A 16,787-nucleotide genomic window follows, 5' to 3' on the forward strand; every position below is an offset into this window, starting at 1 on the left:
TCAGTCCCGTCCGCGTGCCCGCCTGAACCGTTCGAGCCCTTCGGCGAGTTCGACGATCGGGTCCGGGTACGCGTACTTCTCGCGCTCGGTTCGGGGCTGCTTCCACGGCTCGTGCACGGCGGACCCGGCGAGACCCGCGAGTTCCGGGACCCAGCGGCGCACGTACGCGCCGTCCGGGTCGTAACGCTTCGCCTGCGTCACGGGGTTGAGGACACGGTTGGGGCGCGAGTCGGTGCCGGTCCCCGCCATCCACTGCCAATTGAGCTGGTTGTTCGCGATGTCGCCGTCGACGAGGAGGTCCAGGAAGTGACGGGCGCCGACGCGCCAGTCCACGTACAGCGTCTTCGTGAGGAAGCTCGCGGTCAGGAGGCGGCCACGGTTGTGCATCCAGCCCTCGTGGCTCAGTTGCCGCATGGCCGCGTCGATCACCGGACAGCCCGTGCGCCCCTCGCGCCACGCCTCGATGTCCCGGGCCGCCGCTCGTCCGGAGCGCCAACGGTCGTGGCGGGTGCGGTAGTCGTGCGCCGCGGCGGCCGGGCGCGCGGCGAGGACCTGGTGGTGGAAGTCGCGCCAGGCGAGCTGGCGTACGAACGCGTCGGCGCCGGGACCACCGGCTCCACGCGCGCGATGGATGATTTCGACCGGGGAGAGCGTGCCGAAGTGCAGGTGGGGCGACAGGCGTGACGTCGCGTCGCCGGGCAGGTCGTCGTGCCTGTCCCCGTAATCTGCGACGCCACGCCGTAGCCATGCGGTCAGCTGTTTGCGGCCCGTCCTCTCCCCGCCCGTCGCGAGGCCCGGCGAGGTCCCGGAGACCCGCGCGCGTGACGGCGTCCCCTCCGTGGCCACGCCGTCCGGGACCCGGATCGATCGCGGCGCCGCGAGGACGTCGCGCAGACGCTGCTCCGACCAGCGCCGGAAGTACGGGGTGAACACGGCGAAGTGGTCCGACGACGCCGGAGTGACGGCGCCCGGCGCCACCGCGGTCACGACCGCGTCGTGGACGATCAGCCTCCGCCCCTGCGCCTCCAGGGCGTTCCTCAGCCGCTCCTCACGCCGCTGCGCGTACGCGCTGACGCCGCCCGCCATGTGTACCGCGTCCGCGCCGGTCTCGGCCGCGACGCCGGCCACGGCATCGGCCACGTCCCCCGACCGCACCACGAGGCGCCCGCCGCACGCGCGCAGCGCCGCGTCGAGGTCACCCAGGCAGTCCGCGAGGAACGCTTCCCGGTTGGGCGCCACATACCCGGCGGACGCGATCCCCGTGTCCCGTACGAACAGCGGCACCACCTCACTCGACGTGCGGAGCGCCGCCCGTAGAGGCGGGTGGTCGTGCACGCGGAGGTCGGACGTGAACAGCACGATCGAGACGCTCACGCAGCGGCCCCAGGACGGGCCGGGCCGGGATCACCGGCGGCTGTGCACTTCGCTGCCGCCCGGGCGGTGTGACGAACCATGGCCCTGGACTCTACGACGTGGAACGGCGGAACTCTTCGACGTGGACAGTGCCGCCGCGCGCCCCCTCTTGCGATCAACAATCGTCACCCTGAGCAATCAGTGCAGGTGAGGACTCGCTCGATGCCCACGTCACGCTCCGAGGGTGCAGAGTAGATGACGTGGGCCTACAGAGGCGCATGGGAGGTCTGTGGCAGCGGTGGCAGCCGAGTCACGCGCTGGTGATGATTCCGCTCGCGCTCATCCTGGTGATCACGGTCATCGACATCCTGGTGCCGGCCGACGTGCATCTGGGGCCGCTGCTGGTCGTGGCGCCCGCGCTCACCGCGTCCTTCGCAGGACCGCGCCTGACGGCATTCGTCGGGGCCCTGGCGATCGGGGCCCAGGTGTTCATCGGCGTCCATTTCGGCGTTCTCAATACACGCAATGTGATGGTGCAGGTCTTCTCCCTCACCCTGCTCTCCGCTCTGATCGTGTTCATCTGCGGCGTGCGCGAGCGCCGGAGGCGGGAACTGGCCAGAGTGCGGTCCGTGGCCGAGGCCGCGCAGAAGGCCCTGCTGCGGCCGCTCCCCCACCGCATCGGCCCGTTGCGGATCGCCTCGCTGTACCTGGCGGCGGAGCACGAGGCCGAGATCGGCGGCGACCTCTACACGGCGACCGGCACCGGCGACGGCGTACGGATGATCATCGGTGACGTACGGGGACACGGGCTGTCGGCCGTCGGCGAGTCGGCGCTGCTGCTCGGTGCGTTCCGCGTGGTCGCCGACCAGCACGACACGCTGCCCGAGCTCGCCGGCGCCCTGGACCGGAGCGTGTCCCGCTACCTCGCCGATTTCGTCGAGGTGGCGGACGAGGTCGGCGAGCACTTCATCACCGCCCTGCTGCTGGAAATCCCCCGTGACGGGCACATGACCCGCATGACCTGCTGCGGACATCCCCCGCCATTACTGCTGCACGAGCATCACGTCCGCACCCTCACCAGTCCCCAGCCGGCCCCGCCTCTCGGCGTGGCCGGGCTTCAGGTCACACAGTTTCCCGTCGACGAGTTCGCCTTCGTCGCCGGTGACACCCTGATCCTCTACACGGACGGGGTCACCGAGGCCCGCGATGAGGGCGGGACCTTCTATCCGTTGGCGCAGCGGGTCGGGCAGTGGACCACGAGCAGCCCGGAAGCACTCCTGGATCACATCCGCCGGGACCTCCTCGCCCACTGCCGAGGACACCTCGGCGACGACGCCGCCATCATCGCCATCCAGCGCCGTCCGGCCCCTCGGCCCAGTGGCACCGACGGGTAGGCCCTAGCGTCGGCCGGTCCCCGGCGGTTCGGCGGGGCGCTGCGCGGAGAGGGCTTCCAGGGCCGGCAGGGCGTCGCGCAGGGAGTGCTGGTGGTCGGCGGTGAGCTGGTCGATCCGTTCGGCGAGACGGGTGGCTGCCTGGCGGCGTGTGGAGTCGAGCAGCGCCTGGCCCGTGTCGTTGAGGGCGATCAGGGTGGCCCGCTGGTCCTTCGGGTCCGCCTCGCGTTCGATCCACCCGAAGCCGTCGAGCAGGTCCACCATGCGGGAGACGGTGGACAGGGCGATGCCCATGCGGGTGGCGAGGTCGCTGATGCGCAGCGGCCCGTGCGCGGAGAGGGCCGCCAGCGCGGCCATCCGGCTGGGGGTGAGCTGGCTCTGCATGCCGTGGGCGCGCAGTTCGGGGAGGAGCTGCTGGATCGCGCCACGGAGCCGTTCGGCGAGCTCCGCCGACTGCTCGGAGTCGAGGGGATCAGAGTCAGAGGAATCAAAGGCGACAGCGTCACAGTCAGCGGCGTCGGAGTCGGAGGAAGAGGTCATCACGGCCCCTCGGATCGGGGCGTCGGCGGGGCGGCCGGAGGCGAGGCCGTCTGCGCGGGCGGGGCGGGCGCGAGAAGCGGGGCGGGTCGGGCCAGGACCCGGTCGTCGTGGATGTAGCGGCCGCCGCGCAGCATGGAGGCGATGGCGGCGACGACGCACGCGGCGATCGCGAAGTCGAAGGCCACGGACAGGCCGTCGGCGAACGGCTGGGAGATCAGCTCCGGGAAGAAGCCGCGCCCGGTGAGGTAGTGGGCGTGTCCCGGGGGCAGTTGAGCGAGGACGTGCGGGCCGAGCAGGGTCTGGACCGGGTTGTAGCCGAGGAGCGAGGCGAACAGCACGCCGACCGGCGGGAGGGCGGCGACCTTGGCGGCGTCGGCGGCGGGGACCCCCTGCGCGGTCAGGCCGTGGTTGAGGGCTGCGGGGAGCGCGCCGGCCAGGCCCGCGATCATCAGGGAGAAGAAGATGCCGATGGACAGCACGGTGGCCGAGTTCTGGAACGTGGTGCTGATCCCGGCGCCCACCCCGCGCTGGTCGGGCGGCAGGCTGTTCATGATGGCCGCCCGGTTGGGTGCCGCGAAGAGGCCCATGCCGAGCCCATTCAACAGCAGGACGAGGGCGAACACCGGGTAGGTGAAGTCGACCGGCAGCGCCTGGAGGGCCAGGAAGGTGGCGGCGGCCAGCAGCATGCCTCCGGTGGCGAAAGCCCTGGCCCCGAACCGGTCCGAGGCCCAGCCGGAGAAGGGCCCCGCGACCAGGAACCCGACCGTCAGCGGGAGCATGTAGATGCCGGCCCACAACGGGGTCTGCTCGAAGCCGTAGCCGTGGCGGGGCAGCCAGATGCCCTGGAGCCAGATGATCAGGATGAACATCAGGCCGCCGCGCCCGAGCGCCGCCAGCAGACTCGCCACGTTCCCCGCGGTGAACGCGCGGATCCGGAACAGCGACAGGTGGAACATGGGCTCGGGGACCCTGGTCTCCACCACGCAGAAGACGACCAGCATCGCCATGCCGCCGGCGATCGCGGCGATCACCCATGGATCGGCCCAGCCCATGATGTCGCCGCCGTAGGGCTGGATGCCGTACGTGATGCCGGCCAGTACGGCGATCAGGCCCACGGCGAAGGTGAGGTTGCCCCACCAGTCCAGCCGTGCCCCCGCCCGAACGCCAGTGTCGTGCAGCTTCAGATAGGCCCACACGGTGCCGAACAGGCCGAACGGTACGGACACGAGGAACACCAGATGCCAGTTGAGGGGCCCGAGCAGTCCTCCGAGGACGAGGCCGATGAAGGATCCGGTGATACCGGCCACCTGGTTCAGCCCCAGTGCGAGGCCGCGCTGACGGGCGGGGAAGGCGTCGGTGAGGATGGCGTTGGAGTTCGCCATCAGCATCGCCCCGCCGACACCTTGCAGGACCCGCATGCCGATCAGCCACAGGGCGCCCGCCGTGCCGTGCATCCAGGTCACCGACAACAGCACCGAGAACACGGTGAACACCGCGAACCCCATGTTGTACATCCGGACCCTGCCGTACATGTCACCGAGGCGGCCGAAGCTGACCACCAGCACGGCGGTGACCACCATGTAGCTCATGATCAGCCACAGCAGCAGGCTCGTGTTGCCGGGCTGCAGCGGGTCCACACCGATCCCCCGGAAGATGTCCGGCAACGCGATCAGCATGATCGACATGTTGATCGTCGCGATCAGGACACCCAGCGTGGTGTTGGAGAGCGCGATCCACTTGTAGCGCGGTCCCGGCTCACGGAGACCACCCCGACGTGCGGCGGTCGACTCTGCGGTTGTCCTTGCCACAAGGCATCACTCCCGCCGGAGTCAGTTGCTTGACATCAACCAATCTACTCCCGGCAGCCTGATGCGGCCACGGCTCCTGACCTGGGCAAACAGGCCACCGATGGGTTGACTCCATCGCTGCGTCTCTCCGCTCTTCGCCCCCGGAGAATCGACCGCGCGTCCTCTGATCCGGTGACGTCTTCGCGGCGGACGGTGCGAGTGATGGCCACCGAGGCGACGGAGCAGCACCAGCGGCCCAGGTTCGGGAACCGCCCGGCGCCGCTGCGGAGTTGATCGCGAGAGAGCTGGCCCTCATGCCCCTAGAACACTCGCTCGGCTGACGGATCCGTTCGGAGATGGGCTGCGCCCGAGCGCACCGCCCATACGAAGACCGCGAGGGCCAGGACGCCGACCACGACGGTGTCGTACGGGGCCGGCAGACGTCCGGAGCCGCCGAACGTGCCGAGCCATGACAGCAGGGTCAGCGCCGCCAGATGGAAGACGATCCAGGCCCCCTGACTCAGTTCCTCGCGTACGGGCCGTCCCGCCGTCCGGCCCTGTTGCAGCAGGTACAGCGGGACACCCGCCAGGACCAGGGGCAGAGCGAGCCGCAGGTGTTCCCAGCCGGACCAGTAGATGAACTCGGTGGACACGGCGAAGCTGACCGGCGCGATCCAGCGCACGCCCGGCACCTGACCGTCCGCGAGGGGCACTCCGCGCTCCCGGTCGTGCGCCCGGAAGGACGCGACGGCGACCGCCGAGGCGGCGTAGATGAGGAGGTACATGTCCCCCATCACGCTCACGATGTCCTGCCAGCCGCCGAACGGCAGCATGAACAGGATGATGACGACGAGGTTGAGGACCAGGGCACGGCGCGCGATACCGGAGCGGGGGTCGATGCGCATGAAGAAACGGGGCACCAGACCGTTCTTCGCGAGGGCGTACGTGTGGCGGGCGTCGAGGGCGACGCCCACGTAGGCCGAACCGCCCGGGGAGACCACCGCGTCGGCGTAGAGCAGCGTGGCCAGCCAGTGCAGGTTGAGCACGAGGGCGAGCTGGCCGAACGGCGAATCGAAGTTCACGCCCTGCCAGCCGTGCGTGAGGAGCGAGTCGGGCACCGTGTACAGGAAAGCGAGTTGGAGCCCGAGGTAGACCAGCACCGCGAGGGCGATGCCGGTGAGCACGGCCGCGGGTACGTTGCGGCGGGGATTGCGGGCTTCGCCGGAGAAGTCCAGGGGGGCCTGGAAACCGTTCACGGAGTACACGATGCCGCCGCCGGCGAGCGCGGTCAGGCACGCGGCGAAGCCGTAAGGGGCGAAGCCGCCGTGCTCGGTGAGACGGCCCGAGTGGGTGCCGGACAGGAAGAGCGCGACGATGGTGACCACGGGGACGACGACCTTGAACACCGACACCAGGTTGTTCAGGCGGGCGAACATCCGTACCGCGAACCAGTTCAGCGCGGTGAGCAGCACGCTGAGCGCGGAGGCGACGCCCAGGCCCGACGCGGTGAGCCTGCCACCTTCGTAGAGCCCGGGCACGTAGTGGGCGGCGTACTGCATGATCGCGCTGATCTCGGCGGCGGTGCCGCCCACGGAGAGCAGGACCGACCAGCCGACGACCGTGCCGACCAGCCGGCCGCTCGCGTACAGCGGCCACCGGACGGTGCCGCCGCCCTCCGGCCTGGTGGCGCCGAGTTCGACCATGACCAGGGCCACCAGTGCGCAGAGCGCGCCGGCCGCGATCCAGGACAGCAGTGCGGCGGGGCCGGCGGTCTGGGCGGCGTACAGGGCGGCGAACAACCAGCCCGAGCCGAGGATGTTGGAGAAGCCGATCGCGGTCAGGCCCCAGAAACCGAGGTCCTTGCGGAGCCGGTTCTCCTCTGCCCGGGCGTCCGCGTCGCCCACGGTCCCCGCCGGCTGATACTGCGCCACGTGGCAACCTCCCAGACGATCACAGACCCAGGGGGCTCAGCGTGCCATGCGGCGCGTCACCTTCGAAGGAGCGCTGCCGTGGTCAGCCGCCGCTCTTGCGTCGGAACGACTTCTGGCTCGACGCCGGACCGTGCGCGCCGCGGATCTTCGAACCGGTCTTCGCGGCGCCGCCGGCGGCGTCCGCCTGCATGCCACGCTTACGGTCCAGCGCCTCGCGGAACTTGCGCTTCAGGTCGTACTGGCCGTCGGCGTCGGGCGTCAGGCCTTCGTTCGCGGCCTCGATCGGCTCCGAACCTTCCTGCGATGCAGACTCTGCAGCCATGGTGACCTCCTGGGTTCGGGCAATGGGAAGGACAGCTTGTCATGCCCGTCAGCCCTTGTGCGCCTGCGCCCGGTGGCGCGGGTGGACGGGCATGTCTGTGCGACGACTGCTTCGAGGGCTGTGACGAAGGCGGTCCGGTCGGGGTCGGAGCGGCTGAGCGGGGCGGCCTGCCCGGCTGTCGTCGCGGCCGCCGTGTCGACGAGCCGGGGCGCGGTCCGCGGCAGCGCCGTCACTCCGGCCGGGTCGGCGCGGTTCTCCGACGGGGTCAGGTCCGGATTGCGCATCGCGCCGAGCCCACCGGTCAGCAGGTGGGCGACCACTCCGTAGGGGTTGCCGGCCGTGGCGGTGCGGGCCGGTGCGGCGTACCGGGCCCGTGCGGCGTCGACCGGTATCGGGATGAGGAGGGCGTCCAGGAGCTGCCAATCGGCCACCATGTGTCCGGCGAGCCAGCCGAACAGACGCTCGTACTCGTCGACGGCCGCTTCGAACCGCCCCTTCATCACAGCCGGTTCGGCCGGTTCCATGGCATCTGCCATGAGGGACGCCGGTGGTGTCGCGCCGCTGTCGTACGGTCGCTGAGGTCCGGGCAGTCGGGCCGCGGCAAAGGTCGGGTCGCCCGGCTCCGCCGGTGCCGGGCAGATCCCGGCCTCCGGCCGGCGGTCGGCCGGCCTGTTCAGGGTGTTGGCGTCCTCCGCAGGCTGACGGCGTGTTCGAGCTCGAACAGGGAGTGGTCCCGCCCTTCGCCCTGTGGGCGCGCGACCGCCCACACGGCCTGCAGCTGCGCGTGCTCAGGCAGTTCATCGGTCACGGCTGCACCTCCATGCCGGGGGCTGTACGGCGCGGACTCTGAATGACTTCGCGTCAACTCCCCCCGGGCTGGGGTCTGTTCGACATTTCGACCACCATCGGTCGGGCATCGGTGTGACGGATTCCGGTCGTCTCCCGTTCCCCGAACGTCCAGCATCCGTCCCCGCTTGAGTCGTGTGCCGTCCCTAAGATCCTCGGAGGTTTCCAAGGAAGGCACTCATGGACGAAAGCCTGGCAATACGGGCTCGCGGGATCACCAAGTGTTTCGGCGACGTCGTCGCGCTCGACGGCATCGATCTGGATGTGGCGCAGGGGCAGATCCACGGCCTGGTCGGGCCGAACGGCGCCGGGAAGACGACGCTGCTCGGCCTGCTGCTCGGCCTGGCCGTCGCCGACGACGGCCAACTGGACATCCTGGGTACGCCCATCGGGCGGGCGCTCGCCGCTCCCGAGGGTGTCGCCGGCTTCGTGGACGGTCCCGGTCTCTACCCCTCGCTCACCGCCAGGCAGAACCTGGCCGCGCTGGCCGCCCTGCGCGGCCTCGACGCACGGGCGTCGGGGATCGACGACGTGCTCGGGCAGGTCGGGCTCACCGATGTCGCCGACGACCGCACCCGCGGCTTCTCCCTCGGCATGCGTCAGCGGCTCGGACTCGCCGCGGCCCTGCTCACCAAGCCCCGGCTCCTCGTGCTCGACGAACCGTCCAACGGCCTCGACCCGGCAGGAAAGAAGCACGTACACCGCGTCCTGGCCGACCTCGCGGCGGAGGGGACCGGCGTCGTGCTGTCGAGCCACCGCATGGACGACGTCGAGGCGCTGTGCTCGGAGGTCACCATCCTCGCCACCGGGCGGATCGCCTTCTCCGGCCCGCTGAGCAAGCTGGCCGCCGAGAACAGCGATCTCGACTACCGGCTGCTGACCTCCGACCCGCAGGCCGCGCGCCGCCTTGCGGCCGACACCTCCGGGATCCGCGTCGTCGACGACGCCGTGGGACGGCACGACACCGAGGCGCTCGTCGTGCGCGCGCTGGTGCCCGCCCTCGACGAACTGGTGGTGCGGCTCGTGCACGCGGACATCGCGCTGCGCGAGCTCTCGCCCGTGGTGTCGCCGCTCGAAGCGGCGTTTCTCGCCCTCACCGAGCAGCAGGAGAACAGCAGATGACCGCAACCGTCGCCGCCGGCCCCGACGCCGCTGCCGCCCCGCGTGTCTCGGTGGCGCGCGGCTACCGTTTCGAGCTGGTCAAGCTGGTCTCGCAATGGCGGATCCGGCTGCTGGTCCTCGCCTGCTGGATCGCGCCGGCGCTCTTCGTCGCCGCCGTGAGTCAGCAGAGTTCGCTCCCCGTCGACACGCTCTTCGGCCGCTGGATGCACGCCACGGGATGGGCCGGTTCGCTGGTGGTCCTCGGATTCTCGGGCACCTGGGCGCTCCCGCTGCTGACTTCGGTGGTCGCCGGTGACGTGTTCGCCTCCGAGGACCGGCTCGGCACCTGGCGCCATCTGCTCGTCGCGGTCCGCTCGCCCCGCCGGATCTTCGCGGCGAAGGCACTGGCCAGCCTCACCGTCATCCTGCTGCTCGTGGCCGGGCTGGCCTGTTCCGGCGCGGCCGGCGGGGTCGTGACGGTCGGCAACCAGCCGCTGGTCGGGCTCGACGGCCACCTGTTGTCGCCGGGAGACGCGGCCGTTCAGGTTCTGCTCGCCTGGGTCTGTGTCCTCGCCCCGACGCTGGCCTTCGCCGCGATCGGACTGCTCGGGTCCGTCGCGCTCGGGCGCTCACCGATGGGGCTCCTGCTGCCCATGCTCGTCGCGCTCACGACGCAGCTCGCCCAGATGCTGCCGCTCCCCGTCTCCGTACGCCTCGCTCTGCCGAGCTACGCCTTCATCGCCTGGAACGGTCTGTTCACCAGCCCGGCACAGCTCGGTCCACTGCTCATTGGCATCGTTGTCAGCCTGCTGTGGGCGGTGACCGCGACCGCGCTGGCCTATGTCCTGTTCCTGAGGCGGGACTTCACCGATCTGACGCACGACGGCTCGGGGCGCCGCGCCGTCACCGTCGGAGCCCTGCCGCTCGTCGGTCTCCTCGTTCTGACGGCCGTCGTCGTCGCCCCGGCGACCTCGGCCACGGGCTCCGGGATCGAGCAGGACAAGGTGCAGCGCTCGGTCGCCACGGCATTCGCTCATCTCTACCGCCTGCAGACCGAGCAGCTCAACCGACCCGCCGTCACCGAAGCCCAGCTCAAGGCGAGCGCTGCGTGCACCAAGGGCAGCGTCGGTGTCGCGGCCGAGGGGCCGGGCAACGACTGGCGCTGCGTCGTGTCCTGGCATCTCCCCGACGTCGAGGCCACCGGGTCGGCCATCTATCAGCTCGACATCACCGCTGACGGGCGGTTCATGGCCGACGGCGATGGACCGAAGGAAGTGAACGGCTACTTCCTGGTGCGGACCCCGACCGGGGACGGACCGAACCCGCTCTGGCAGTTCGACGGCAACGTCGAGCTGTTCTCTACCTCGAAGGGATAAGTTCATGCAGGTCACACGCCGTCGCAGGCGTGCCGCGAAGGCCCGATCCGGTCTTCTCGGCAGACGCATCGGCCGCCGGACGCCGCTGGCCACGGCCGGTATCACGGCTCTGGCCCTCACCGCCGCGGGCACCGCTTTCGCCCAGACGCACCAGTTCGGCACCGACCAGGTCGGCCAGACGACGCGTCAGGGCCAGGTCATCTCCAGCGACCAGTACATCGCCCCGTACGGGGACCGTCTCGTCGTCGACAACGGCAAGATCATGTCGTCCTCGGTCAGCCCGGACGGCACCCACCTCGCGGCCTCGATCACCGACGGCGGCATGGCGCTGTCGATCGTGGACCTCAAGAGCTGGAAGGTGCAGCAGCTCGTCGGCAACTCCGCCTCGGCCGACCTGCGGATCAGCGGCAACGACGTGGGCCAGGAAGGCCCCACGTATTCGCCCGACGGTTCGCAGCTGTGGCTGGGCCAGATCGACGGATACACCAGGTTCACCGTGAACCCGGACGGCAGCGTCGCCGATCCGACGTCCGTCAAGATCCCGGCGGACGGGCCCAAGCACGCGCTGGTGGGCGAGCCGGTGTTCTCGCCCGACGGCTCCACCGTGTACTCGGCGGTCAACGGCCAGAACCGCGTCGTCGCCATCGACGCCGCGACCGGCACCGTCCGGCAGAGCTGGTCCGTGGGCAACGCCCCGCGTGACATGGCCGAGGTCGGCGGCAAGCTCTACGTCAGCAACGAGGGCGGGCGTCCTGCGAAGCCCGGCGACACCACGATCAACTCGTACAACACCCAGGTGCCCGCCGACCAGGTGACCGCCTCCACCACCACCGGCACGGTCAGCGTCATCGACCTGGCGAACCCGGATGCCGCCGTATCGAGCATCAAGGTCGGTCTCCACCCGACCGCGCTGTACGCCAAGAAGAACGCGCTGTTCGTCACCAACACGGCCACCAACGACGTGTCGGTCATCGACACGACCAAGAACAAGGTCGTGCAGACCGTCGCCACGCAGCCGTGGCCGGAGTCGTCGGTCGGATACGAGCCCGACGCGGTGACGCTCACCGACGACGGTCATCTGCTGGTGACGCTCGGCCGCGCCAACGCGGTCGCCGTCTACCGGTACACGACCCCGCAGGAGCCGGTCAGTTACGTCGGCCTGCTCCCGACGGACTACTTCCCCGCCGAGATCGCCACCGTCGGCAAGCAGGTGGTCGTCTCCAACACCCGTGGAATCGACGCCCGCCGCCCCACGAGCGGCGCCGGCCACGCCACCCACGACACGACGTCGAGCGTGCAGCGGTTCACCCTGCCGAACGACCGCGTCATCAAGTCCGAGACGGCCAAGGTCTTCCAGCAGAACGGCTGGACCCGCGGCTCGGTCACACTGGCCCACGGCAAGGACAAGAAGAAGCCGAAGCCCGTGCCGGTCCCTCAGCGGCTCGGAGACCCGTCGACGATCAAGCACGTGTTCCTGATCGTCAAGGAGAACCGGACCTACGACCAGGTCCTGGGTGACGTCCCGGAGGGCAACGGCGACCCGTCGCTCGCTCAGTTCGGCGAGAACGTGACGCCGAACCAGCACGCCCTGGCCAAGCAGTTCGGCCTGTACGACAACACGTACGACATCGGCACGAACTCCGCCGAGGGCCACAACTGGCTGATGCAGGCCGACAATCCGGAGTACACCGAGTCCTCGGCCGGCGAGTACGCGCGCAGTTACGACACCGAGGACGACGCACTCGGCCACCAGCGCACCGGCTTCATCTGGACCGGCGCCCAGGCGGCCGGGAAGTCCGTACGGGACTTCGGCGAGTTCCAGCAGTTCCTGACGAAGCCGGCGGACGCGAGCTGGCAGAACCTGTACTGCGACTCCAAGAACATGGGGGCGACCGGGCAGGACACCGCCTACCCCCTGATGTCGTCCTCGCCCATCCCGTCCCTCAACTCGGTGTCGGTGCACGGGTTCCCGAAGTTCGACACGAGCGTCCCGGACATCTACCGGTCCGAGATCTGGAAGCGTGACTTCGAGAAGAACGGGCCGGCCAACCTGAACATGTTCTGGCTGTCCAGCGACCACACCGGCGGTCCGGCGAACGCCGCCGCCCAGGTCGCGGACAACGACCTCGCGGTCGGCAGGATGGTCGACGAGATCTCGCACAGCAAGTACTGGAAGGACTCGGCGATCTTCGTCGTCGAGGACGACTCCCAGGCCGGCCTCGACCACGTCGACGGCCACCGCGCCCCGATCCAGATCATCAGCCCGTGGGCCAGGCACGGTGTGGTCGACAGCCACTACTACTCGCAGATCACGATGATCCGCACCATCGAGCAGATCCTCGGGGTCCACCCGATGAACCAGAAGGACAGCGCGGCCAGCCCGATGCGTGGGGCGTTCAGCCAGAAGGCGGACGTCACGCCGTTCAAGGCGCTGCCCAACCGGACCTCGCTCACCGGGGGCCTGAAGACCCCGCCCTCCTGCGGTCTGGACACCCCGGCCCCGCAGAACCCCGATGCCGCTCCGGCGCCCTCGGCGAAGGTGCCGGCGGACAAGCAGAAGCTCGCGGCGCAGTGGGACGCCTGGAAGTCGCAGCAGCGGCTGACCGGGCGTGACGCCAAGCCCGACTTCGCGAACCCCGCGCAGATGAACCACTTCACGTGGTACCAGACGCACGAGTGGTCGAAGCCGTACCCCGGCGAGAGCAAGATCTTCGCCCCGAAGGACGTGCCGGGCGCCTACATCCCGTCACCGGAATCCGACGGGTGACTTAGGCGGAGCGCAGACTGAACCAAGGGCCCCTGACCGGCGTCACCGCCGGCCGGGGGCCTCTTCCGTCCCCTCGGCGCCTGTCTCCTCCGCCCAGCGTCGGCTCCAGGCATGCAGGGGGGCGAGCGCCTCGACGAGATTCTCACCGAGCGGGGTGAGGTGATACGCGTCGTCCTTGAGAGCGAGCAGACGGGCGCCGGTCAACTCGTCGAGCCGGGTGCTGAGCACGCTGGAGGACATGCGATCGCACCGCCGCTGCAGTTCACGGAACCCTGCCGGGGTGCGGCTCAGCTCCCACAGGATGCGCAGCGTCCAACGCCGCCCGAGGAGATCGAGTGCGGCCATGACCGGGCGACCCGACTCGGACCCTCGTACGGGTACGCCGGGCCTCGGCGTTCCCGCTTCCTTGCCCACTTCTTGTTCCCTGGCCACTTCTTGCTCCTCCTCGCCCACTTCTTGCGCTTCGATTTCAGAAGCATCATAGTGATTCTGAAATCGAAGCACGAGGGATGTAGGAGGCACGAAGGAATGCCGCGCATCGAACCGCTCACGCCGCCGTACCCCGACTCCATCGACCGCGCGCTCCGCCGATGGATGCCGCCCGGCGTGCCGCACGAACCGCTGACTCTCTTCCGGGTCCTGCACCGCAACCCGGAACTGGCCTCACGCATGTTCGCCCTGGGGGCCGGACTGCTGGGGCACGGACTCCTCCCCGACATCGATCGCGAGATCGTCATCGCACGGGTGACCGCTCGCACCGGCTGCGCCTACGAGTGGGGCGTGCATGCCGCGGTCCTCGCCCAGCAGGCCGGACTCAGCCCGGAACAGCTCCGGGCGACCACCGACATGGACACCAGCGTCACCGGTGCGTGGCCGCCGCGCCATGCGGCCCTGATCGACGCGATCGACGAACTGCACGACACGGCGCGCCTCTCGGAGTCCGCCTGGGGCGCCCTGCGCGAACACTACGAGGACGCCCAGCTCCTGGAGTTCCTCGTACTCGCCGGCTGGTACCGGACCATCAGCTGTCTGGCCAACGGGCTGCTCCTGGAGGAGGAGAACTGGGGCGTGCCGTTCCCGGCGCGGTGACCACGAGCTGCCTGACCGACGGGGCCGGCTCGGTCCTCGCGAGTTGCCGGGCGGCTCCACGACCGGTCCGCCGTCGAGCCGGACAGACTCTTCAGACACCGGGCCGGTCGGCCGTCGCACGCCGCCGACGGAGCATCAGTCCCGCGTAGACCAGGGCTCCCAGGGACATTCCGACGGCTGCGGACAGGTCGGCGCCGCCGAGGGCGGCTGCGACCGGGCCGGTGTAGATGCCCGTGTTGGCGCACAGGAGCGCCGCCCCGACACCGATGGCCATCGCGGCGGCTCCGGCGGGATTCACGCCGTGCCAGTACCAGAAACGGCTGTGGGAGCTCTGGTCCTGCAACGCGACTCCGTCGTAGCGGTTGCGGCGCAGCAGGATGTCCACGGCGTAGATCGTGAACCCTGGGCCGAGAAAGGCGACGGAGAGCTCCAGACCGCTGTTCATGGTGTCCAGGAAGTCGGACACGAACAGGGAGTAGAAGGTGAGGCCGAGCGCGATGGAGGCGTCGAAGATGACGGTGAACGCGCGGCTCCAGGGGATCCCGCCGGATTGAAGGGCCAGGCCGCCGCTGTACGCCGTGAGTACGTTGTTCGTGATCGAGCCGAAGATGACGATCAGCAGAAAGACCGGATAGAACCAGCCGGGCACGACCGCCCTCAGTGACGTCTGCGCGTCGGTCATGTCCACCGCCGTCCCGGCCAGGACGCCGAGTCCGCTGAGCAGGACGGCGGGCACGAAACCGCCGACGGCCGTCCACCAGCACACCGCCTTGCGTGACGCATCGGCGGGCAGATAGCGGGCGTAGTCGGCGCCGCTGCTCCAAGACAGGGGGCCACCCACCATGATCGTGAATCCCGAGGCGAGGACCACCCACAGCTCGTGGCCGTGGACCGCGGTGGCGGCAGGTGTGCGGTAGCCCCAGTCCGTGTGACGCAGCACGTAGTACGCCAGGACCACGACGCAGGCGGTCAGCGCCCAGGTGAACCAGATGCTGCACCGCATGATGGTGGCGTGCCCGTACACGCTGATGGAGAACGTCACGACGGCGGTGACCAGCACGATCGCCACCTTGACCGGGGTGTTCACGTCGATACCCAACTGCTCGGCAAGCGCGAACCCGGCGAGGGATCCCAGGGCCAGGCCGATCGCCTCGTAGGCCACCGCGACGGTCCACCCGAGCGTCACGTTGAGGAATCTGTTGCCGCGGACTCCGAACATCGCCCGCGTCACCACCCAGCTCGGCGTTCCGGAGCTTGGGCCGCTCGTCGCGAGGTACCCCACGCCCGCCCACAGCAGATTGCCGGCCACGATCACCGCGAAGGACTGCCAGATGTCGAGGCCGAGCAGCACCATCGCGCCACCCAGCACGATGTACAGGTAGCTCATGTTGGAGGCCGCCCACACCGCGAACAGGGAGCGTGGCCGACCGTGGCGGTCGGAGTCGGGGATGTGGTCGACGCCGTGGGTCTCCACATGGCCGGCGCGGTCGGTGACCGGCTCGCCCGGCTCGGGTCCCTCACTGGTGCCGCCAGTTGCCCTCAACGCCATCCTGACCTCCGGAAACCCGCTATTGGGACGCGCACCAGTTGCTTGTTGGGGCGGGAGTCAATAGCATCCCAGGTCATGACGTCAACCTCACGGACCGGACGACGCCGCTTGCCCGCCGGCGAGCGGCGCGCGGAGATATTGCGGGCCGCGAGCGAGATCGCCGTGAGCGAGGGCCTGGACAAGCTGACGGCGAAACGGGTCGCCCAGGCCGTGGGCGTCGTCCCGGGCCTGGTGGACTATCACTTCAAGTCCGCCGACGAACTCGTCGCCGCGGCCTTCAGCCACGCCGCGACCGCCGACAACGACACGGTCTTCGAGCACGCGGCGCGATCGGACCACCCGGTGGACCAGGTGCGGCACTTGATGCAGGCGTGGCTGCACGAGGACCGCGACCCCGTCAGCCTGTTGTGGCTGGACGCCTGGCAGGCGAGCCGGCGCCGCCCCGCGCTGCTCACCGCGGTCACACGGCAGATGAAAGCCGCCCAGGACCGTCTGGAGGCACACATCGAGGCCGGCGTCTCACAAGGCTGCTTCCGCGTCGACAACGCCGGTTACGCCGCGATGCACATCCTCGTCCTCATCGACGGCCTCAGCCCGCAGGCCGCCATGCGCACGAAGATCGACTACGCCGAGGTCCGCGAGCTGATCACCGCGACCGCGGAACGCATCCTCGGGCTCGGCGAAGGCGCCCTCGCCGCGGCGCGGGACCACGACAGGACCGACACGTAGCCAGGC

Annotated in this window: 15 protein-coding genes; 7 read left to right on the top strand and 8 right to left on the bottom strand. The window is 69.9% G+C overall.

Translation table 11 applies throughout. The features are described 5' to 3' along the window. Complete coding sequence (locus OHO83_RS02955; RefSeq protein WP_329431917.1) at nt 1-1,374, bottom strand: cryptochrome/photolyase family protein; 1,374 nt, start codon at nt 1,372-1,374, stop codon at nt 1-3. Nucleotides 1,375-1,631: 257 nt separating this feature from the next. On the opposite strand from OHO83_RS02955, the gene OHO83_RS02960 reads away from it, so the two are divergent. Then, nucleotides 1,632-2,747, top strand: coding sequence for a PP2C family protein-serine/threonine phosphatase (locus tag OHO83_RS02960; RefSeq protein ID WP_330280705.1), 1,116 nt, complete (start codon nt 1,632-1,634; stop codon nt 2,745-2,747). 3 nt (nt 2,748-2,750) lie between these two features. On the opposite strand, the gene OHO83_RS02965 is transcribed toward OHO83_RS02960, so the two are convergent. From OHO83_RS02965 to OHO83_RS02985, 5 genes are all read right to left on the bottom strand, one after another. After that, the gene (locus tag OHO83_RS02965; protein ID WP_266679217.1) at nt 2,751-3,284 is read right to left on the bottom strand and encodes a MarR family winged helix-turn-helix transcriptional regulator; all 534 of its coding nucleotides are present in this window, start codon (nt 3,282-3,284) and stop codon (nt 2,751-2,753) included. Continuing rightward, the gene (locus OHO83_RS02970) at nt 3,284-5,092 is read right to left on the bottom strand and encodes an MFS transporter (protein ID WP_330278582.1); all 1,809 of its coding nucleotides are present in this window, start codon (nt 5,090-5,092) and stop codon (nt 3,284-3,286) included. Before OHO83_RS02970 ends, OHO83_RS02965 begins: the two co-directional genes overlap by 1 nt. A 299-nt stretch (nt 5,093-5,391) precedes the next feature. Beyond that, nucleotides 5,392-7,002 carry an APC family permease gene (locus OHO83_RS02975; RefSeq protein ID WP_266679213.1) on the bottom strand — a complete coding sequence of 537 codons (1,611 nt, stop codon included), beginning with the start codon at nt 7,000-7,002 and terminating at the stop codon, nt 5,392-5,394. Nucleotides 7,003-7,084: 82 nt separating this feature from the next. Continuing rightward, complete coding sequence (locus OHO83_RS02980) at nt 7,085-7,324, bottom strand: DUF5302 domain-containing protein (protein ID WP_330278583.1); 240 nt, start codon at nt 7,322-7,324, stop codon at nt 7,085-7,087. Continuing rightward, nucleotides 7,261-7,860, bottom strand: coding sequence for a hypothetical protein (locus OHO83_RS02985; protein WP_330278584.1), 600 nt, complete (start codon nt 7,858-7,860; stop codon nt 7,261-7,263). The genes OHO83_RS02980 and OHO83_RS02985 overlap by 64 nt, the downstream gene beginning before the upstream one ends. A 170-nt stretch (nt 7,861-8,030) precedes the next feature. Between OHO83_RS02985 and OHO83_RS02990 the strand changes: the two genes are divergently transcribed. The 4 genes from OHO83_RS02990 (at nt 8,031) to OHO83_RS03005 (ending at nt 13,414) form a co-directional block, all read left to right on the top strand. After that, nucleotides 8,031-8,174, top strand: a complete 144-nt coding sequence (locus tag OHO83_RS02990) for a hypothetical protein (RefSeq protein WP_266679207.1) — start codon at nt 8,031-8,033, stop codon at nt 8,172-8,174. A gap of 176 nt (nt 8,175-8,350) precedes the next feature. Continuing rightward, a complete protein-coding gene (locus OHO83_RS02995; protein WP_266679205.1) occupies nt 8,351-9,292 on the top strand; it encodes an ABC transporter ATP-binding protein in 942 nt (313 codons plus the stop codon). Beyond that, complete coding sequence (locus OHO83_RS03000; protein WP_330278585.1) at nt 9,289-10,647, top strand: ABC transporter permease; 1,359 nt, start codon at nt 9,289-9,291, stop codon at nt 10,645-10,647. Before OHO83_RS02995 ends, OHO83_RS03000 begins: the two co-directional genes overlap by 4 nt. A gap of 4 nt (nt 10,648-10,651) precedes the next feature. Then, the gene (locus OHO83_RS03005; RefSeq protein WP_330278586.1) at nt 10,652-13,414 is read left to right on the top strand and encodes a bifunctional YncE family protein/alkaline phosphatase family protein; all 2,763 of its coding nucleotides are present in this window, start codon (nt 10,652-10,654) and stop codon (nt 13,412-13,414) included. Nucleotides 13,415-13,456: 42 nt separating this feature from the next. Here the strand turns inward: OHO83_RS03005 and OHO83_RS03010 are convergent, their stop codons facing one another. Continuing rightward, nucleotides 13,457-13,759, bottom strand: a complete 303-nt coding sequence (locus OHO83_RS03010; protein ID WP_329437620.1) for a winged helix-turn-helix transcriptional regulator — start codon at nt 13,757-13,759, stop codon at nt 13,457-13,459. A 183-nt stretch (nt 13,760-13,942) separates the two neighbouring features. On the opposite strand from OHO83_RS03010, the gene OHO83_RS03015 reads away from it, so the two are divergent. Continuing rightward, the gene (locus tag OHO83_RS03015; protein ID WP_266679199.1) at nt 13,943-14,503 is read left to right on the top strand and encodes a carboxymuconolactone decarboxylase family protein; all 561 of its coding nucleotides are present in this window, start codon (nt 13,943-13,945) and stop codon (nt 14,501-14,503) included. Between the two features lie 91 nt (nt 14,504-14,594). Here the strand turns inward: OHO83_RS03015 and OHO83_RS03020 are convergent, their stop codons facing one another. Continuing rightward, entirely contained in the window at nt 14,595-16,052 is a 1,458-nt protein-coding gene (locus tag OHO83_RS03020; protein WP_330278587.1) for a purine-cytosine permease family protein, read from the bottom strand. Between the two features lie 75 nt (nt 16,053-16,127). Between OHO83_RS03020 and OHO83_RS03025 the strand changes: the two genes are divergently transcribed. Beyond that, nucleotides 16,128-16,781 carry a TetR/AcrR family transcriptional regulator gene (locus OHO83_RS03025; RefSeq protein ID WP_330278588.1) on the top strand — a complete coding sequence of 218 codons (654 nt, stop codon included), beginning with the start codon at nt 16,128-16,130 and terminating at the stop codon, nt 16,779-16,781. The last annotated feature ends 6 nt before the right edge of the window (nt 16,782-16,787 follow it).

It is taken from the genome of Streptomyces sp. NBC_00569 (assembly GCF_036345255.1).
GTDB lineage: Bacteria > Actinomycetota > Actinomycetes > Streptomycetales > Streptomycetaceae > Streptomyces.